This is a genomic window from Streptomyces sp. NPDC002156 (genome assembly GCF_053593675.1).
The window spans coordinates 1-4,592 of sequence record NZ_JBSFDA010000325.1; the positions used below are offsets into that span (position 1 = coordinate 1).

General features: G+C 72.3%; 3 protein-coding genes. All 3 read right to left on the reverse strand.

Annotated features, from left to right (window positions below; translation table 11 throughout):
- Window positions 1-80: 80 nt before the first annotated feature.
- The gene (locus ACWCRB_RS49140) at window positions 81-815 is read right to left on the reverse strand and encodes a hypothetical protein (RefSeq protein ID WP_451002274.1); all 735 of its coding nucleotides are present in this window, start codon (window positions 813-815) and stop codon (window positions 81-83) included.
- 170 nt (window positions 816-985) lie between these two features.
- On the reverse strand, window positions 986-1,798 hold the full coding sequence (locus ACWCRB_RS49145) for a YceI family protein (protein ID WP_451002275.1): 813 nt from the start codon (window positions 1,796-1,798) through the stop codon (window positions 986-988).
- 238 nt (window positions 1,799-2,036) lie between these two features.
- Window positions 2,037-4,328: an MFS transporter gene (locus ACWCRB_RS49150; RefSeq protein WP_451002276.1), complete on the reverse strand. Its 2,292-nt coding sequence runs from the start codon at window positions 4,326-4,328 to the stop codon at window positions 2,037-2,039.
- Between the last annotated feature and the right edge of the window lie 264 nt (window positions 4,329-4,592).

The following is a 4,592-nucleotide window of genomic DNA, read 5'->3' on the forward strand; positions in this document are numbered from 1 at the left end:
CCCCGTCCTGCCCCGCCCTGACCCCTCCCGCCCTGCCTCGGATCAGGCAGGGCGGGACGGGGCGCAGGGCTGCGGGGTCGTCAGCGGACCGTGTCCGCCACGCTCCCCGCTGCCGGAAGCGCGGGCACAGCGGGCACAGCAGGTACAGCGGGCAGCGCAGGCAGTGCCGGTACCGCTGCCGCCGGCGGCAGTTCCAGTGGCGGGAGTTCGAGCGGGGGCAGTTCCACCGGCAGGGGCGGGAGGCCGCCCAGCAGGCCTCCGAGAAGGCCGCCCAGGGTGTCGAGGATGCCGCCCAGAAGGCCCGTGACCGTGTCCAGCAGGCCGCCGACCAGGCCGGTCACCGTGTCGAGGAGGCCGGCGAGGGTGGCCGAGAGCTGGTCCAGGAGGTCCGAGATCGGGTCGGCCAGGGCGGCGGCGCGGACGGTCGCGGCCCTGTTCGACGTGCCGATCCGGTCCGCCAGACGCTGCTTGAGGGAGGCGTTCGCCGTTTCGACCGCCTTCGCGAAACCGGCCGCCTGGGGCGCGGTCATACGGCCGGTGCCCGTCTGCTCGGTGAGGCCGGTCAGGACGTTCAGGACCGGGGTGAGTACGTCGCTGCGGTCGGCGCGCTCCAGGGCGCCGAGTCGCTGCAGTACCCGGTCCGCGTACGTGGAGGACGTCGTGTCGGCGCCGACGGAGGCGTAGACGTCCCGGCTCGCGTCGGTGACGGCGACTGCCGCGCCGACCGGGCCGAATATCAGCGCGGCACAGACGACGGACGACGGGAGGAGGAGCCCGCGGGAGCGGGGGCCGGAACGGGAAACGAGGGCGCGCATGCGCAGTCCTTTCGAGAGCTGCTCTCTTTGGGCCCACGGTGAGAACCCCGGCCACCGGCCGCAACCGCTCGCTGGCTCTCAGTGACCTTCGTAGGTCGCTGTGGCGCGCCTCTGACCTGCACTTTTCGCCCGTGCGGCGGCTCGCTCCGCCGCCCGCCGCCGTTCGGCTGTCAGGGGAGCCTCTCCCCCTGCACCGCCTGCACGTCCAGCTCCACCTTCAGCGTCGCGCCCACCGCCGCGATGCCCGCCCGCACCACCTGGTTGTAGTTCATCGCGAAGTCCTCGCGCCGCAGTTCCGTCGTCGCGCGGAACGCCGCCCGTACGCCGCCCCACGGGTCCGGACCCGTGCCCAGGTAGGCCAGGTCCAGGTCGACCGGCCGTACGACGCCCGCCAGTGTCAGGTCGCCGTGGACCGTCCAGCGGTCGCCGCCCGCCGGGCTGAGCCCCGTCGAGGTGAACGTGATGTCCGGGTGCCGGGCCGCGTCCAGGAAGTCCGGGGAGCGGAGGTGGTCGTCGCGCAGGGCGTTGCCCGTGTCGATCGAGGCCGCGCGGATCACCGCCTCCACCCGGGACTTGCCAGGATCCTGGGCGATGTCGATGTGCGCCCAGAAGCCGCCGAACCGGCCCCGCACGCTGGACAGGCCCAGGTGCTGCGCCACCGCCTCCACCGACGAGTGGACCGGGTCGACGGTCCACGGGCCCGGCGGCGGCAGCTCCATGTCGGCCTGGCGGGCCAGGGTGATCCGGCCGAGCCGTACGACTCCACCCGCCGTGACCAGGGCCGTCGAGGCGACGGGTGAGTAGCCGACCGCCGTGACGATCGCCGTGTACGGGCCGGGCGTCAGCGGGGTGGCGTCGCGCACGGCGCCCTCGGCGTCGGCCTCGGCGCGCAGGATCTGCGTACCGGTCATGTCCGTCACCGTGATCACCGCGTGGGGCACGGCCCAGCCGTCCCGGGTGCGGATCGATGCGCTCAGCGCCATCGTCGTTCTCTCTTCCGTCTGCCGACTGCCGTTCCGCGTCTCCTGTTTGTGGGGGTGCACCTCCGCGGGGTGGATGTGGATGACGGAGGTGCACCCTTGGGCGGGGTTCCCGGTGGCGGGGTTCACAGCCGTCCCCTGCCGTCCCTTGCCGCCTGCCGGGAACCCTTGCCCGACCGGTCCGCGTGCGCACTGCCTCCGCTCCGAGCGCCCGCACGCGAACCGGGGTTCAACTGGTCAACTAGTCCCCCTGGTGGGCCAGTTCGACGTCGTGGTCGTCGACTCCGGCGCCGGAGACCGTGACCTGCCTGGCCCTCGGCGGGTAGCCCGTCGCGATGACCGTGTAGTCGCCGGTGTCCAGGTCGGAGAAGGCGTACGCCCCGTCCAGGCCCGTGGTCGTCGTGGCGACGACGTTGCCGGCCGCGTCCATCAGCGTGACGCTCGCGTCCGTCAGAGGGAGCCCGGCACCCCGTACCGTGCCCCGGACGTTCGCGCCCGGCTTCAGCTCGACCTCGACGCGCGTGTTCCCGGCGCCGCCGATCTCGACGGGCAGGGCCAGCGGGCGGTGCTTGGCCGAGTTGACGGCGAGGGTGACCGGGCCGGGGACCAGGTCGCCGATCGTGAACTCGCCCAGTACGTCGGTCTGTCCACCGGCCAGGACGTCACCCCGGACGTCGGTCACGATCACCACCGCCCCGGAGACCGGCGTACCGCTGTCGGCGGAGCGGACCACGCCGACCAGCCCGCTCGTGCCGCTCAGCAGCACGTCGTACGACACCGGCTGCTCGGTCACGGTGACCGTCGAGGCCTGCGGCTGGTAGCCGTCGGCGGAGGCGATCAGGACGTACGAGCCCGGGGTGGGCGCGTGTACGGCGTAGGTGCCCTCGGACTGGGTGGCCGAGCGGCTCAGCTGGCGGCCTTCGAGGGAGATGAGGGTGACGGCGGCGCCCGGTACCGGCACGCTCTCCGCGCCGCGGACCCGGCCGCGCACCGGGATGCCTTCGTCGGACTCGGCGGGGGCCGGGATGTCCGTACTGGTGAGGGCGGGTGCTGCCGGTGCCGGGGTCAGGGTCTTCTGCTCGGAGGTAGGCGCCTCGGGGGCCGTTCCTTCCGTCGCCGCGCGGCGGCCCGGGATGAAGGAGGCGATGGCGAAGGCGACCAGGGCGGCGCCGGCGCCGATGGCCAGGACCGTTTTGAAGCCGTTCTCCGACGGGAGCGCGGTGCCGCCGAAGTCGGTCGTCATCTGGGCGAGGACGACACCGGCGACGGCGCTCGCGGACGACGTACCGATGGACCGCATCAGGGTGTTGAGGCTGTTGGCGGAGCCCGTCTCGGACGCGGGCACGGCGCCCATGATGAGGGCGGGCATCGCGCCGTAGGTGAAGCCGATGCCGGCGCCGATGATGCACGAGACGACGATGAAGTGCCACAGCTCGCTCATCAGCACGATGTTCAGGCCGTAGCCGGAGGCCACGATCAGGGCGCCGATCATCAGCGTCACCTTGGGGCCCTTGGCCTTCGAGACGGCGGCGGAGATGGGGGCCGTGGCCATCATCACCAGGCCGGAGGGGGCCATGACCAGGCCGGCCGCGAGCAGCGACTGACCGAGACCGTAGCCGGTCGCCTCAGGCAACTGCAGGAGCTGCGGAAGGGCGAGGGACATCGCGAACATGGCGAAGCCGAGCGCCACCGAGGCGAGGTTGGTGAACAGGACCTGACTGCGGGCGGTGGTGCGCAGGTCGACCAGCGGCTGGCTCGTGCGCAGCTCGAAGAAGCCCCATGCCAGCAGGACGACCACGGCTGCGGCGAACAGGCCGAGGGTCGTACCGCTGCCCCAGCCCCAGTCGGCGCCCTTGGAGATGGCGAGGAGCAGGGAGATCAGCCCGGCCGCGAGACCGGCGGCGCCGATCAGGTCGAAGCGCCCGCCGGTGCGGACCCTCGACTCCGGTACGAAGGCGAGGACCAGCACGAGGGCCACGACGCCCATGGCGGCCGAGCTCCAGAACAGTACGTGCCAGTCGAAGTTGTCGGCGATGAGCGCGGCGGCGGGCAGACCGAGGGCGCCGCCGACGCCGAGCGAGGCGCTCATCATGGCGGTCGCGGAGCCGAGCCGCTCGGCGGGCAGTTCGTCCCGCATGATGCTGATGCCGAGCGGGATGACACCGGAGGCCAGACCCTGCAGGGCCCGTCCGACGATCATCGGGACCAGGGAGTCGCTGAGGGCGGCCGTGACGGAACCGGCGACCAGCAGGACGAGGCTGACCAGGAGCATGCGGCGCTTGCCGTGCATGTCTCCGAGCCGGCCCATCATCGGCGTGGCGACGGCGGCGGCCAGCAGGGTCGCGGTGACCGCCCAGGCGGTGTCCGAGGAGGGGGCGTCCAGGAGCTTCGGCAGCTCGGGGACGATCGGGATCACCAGCGTCTGCATCAGTGCGACCACGATGCCGCCGAAGGCCAGCACCGCGACGACGGCATTGGGCCGCGCCGGTGCGGACCTTCCGACGTCGGCGGGGCGGGGGATTGCGTGGGTCATGGTCGGGCCTCCGTGGGGGACGTACAGCTACACCCTCACAGTAAAGTTCTTGCTTAAGTCAAGCAATACGGCACAGGTAGTAGTTCGTGGATGTCCTGTGGGGATGTGGGTCATGGGCGGCACCGGCGGGCCCGGGGGTGCGTCCCCTGGGCCCGCCCGTACTTCACGCCCTACTCGTCGAAGGTGACGACGACCTTTTCGGCGGCTCCGGGGGTGAGGGCGAGGGTGAAGGCGGTGTCGACCTCGTTGAAGGGGATGCGGTGG

Bases quoted from the DNA above. Each gene is read 5' to 3' on its own strand.
- ACWCRB_RS49140 (WP_451002274.1), bottom strand. From the start codon at position 815: ATGCGCGCCCTCGTTTCCCGTTCCGGCCCCCGCTCCCGCGGGCTCCTC.
- ACWCRB_RS49145 (WP_451002275.1), bottom strand. From the start codon at position 1,798: ATGGCGCTGAGCGCATCGATCCGCACCCGGGACGGCTGGGCCGTGCCC.
- ACWCRB_RS49150 (WP_451002276.1), bottom strand. From the start codon at position 4,328: ATGACCCACGCAATCCCCCGCCCCGCCGACGTCGGAAGGTCCGCACCG.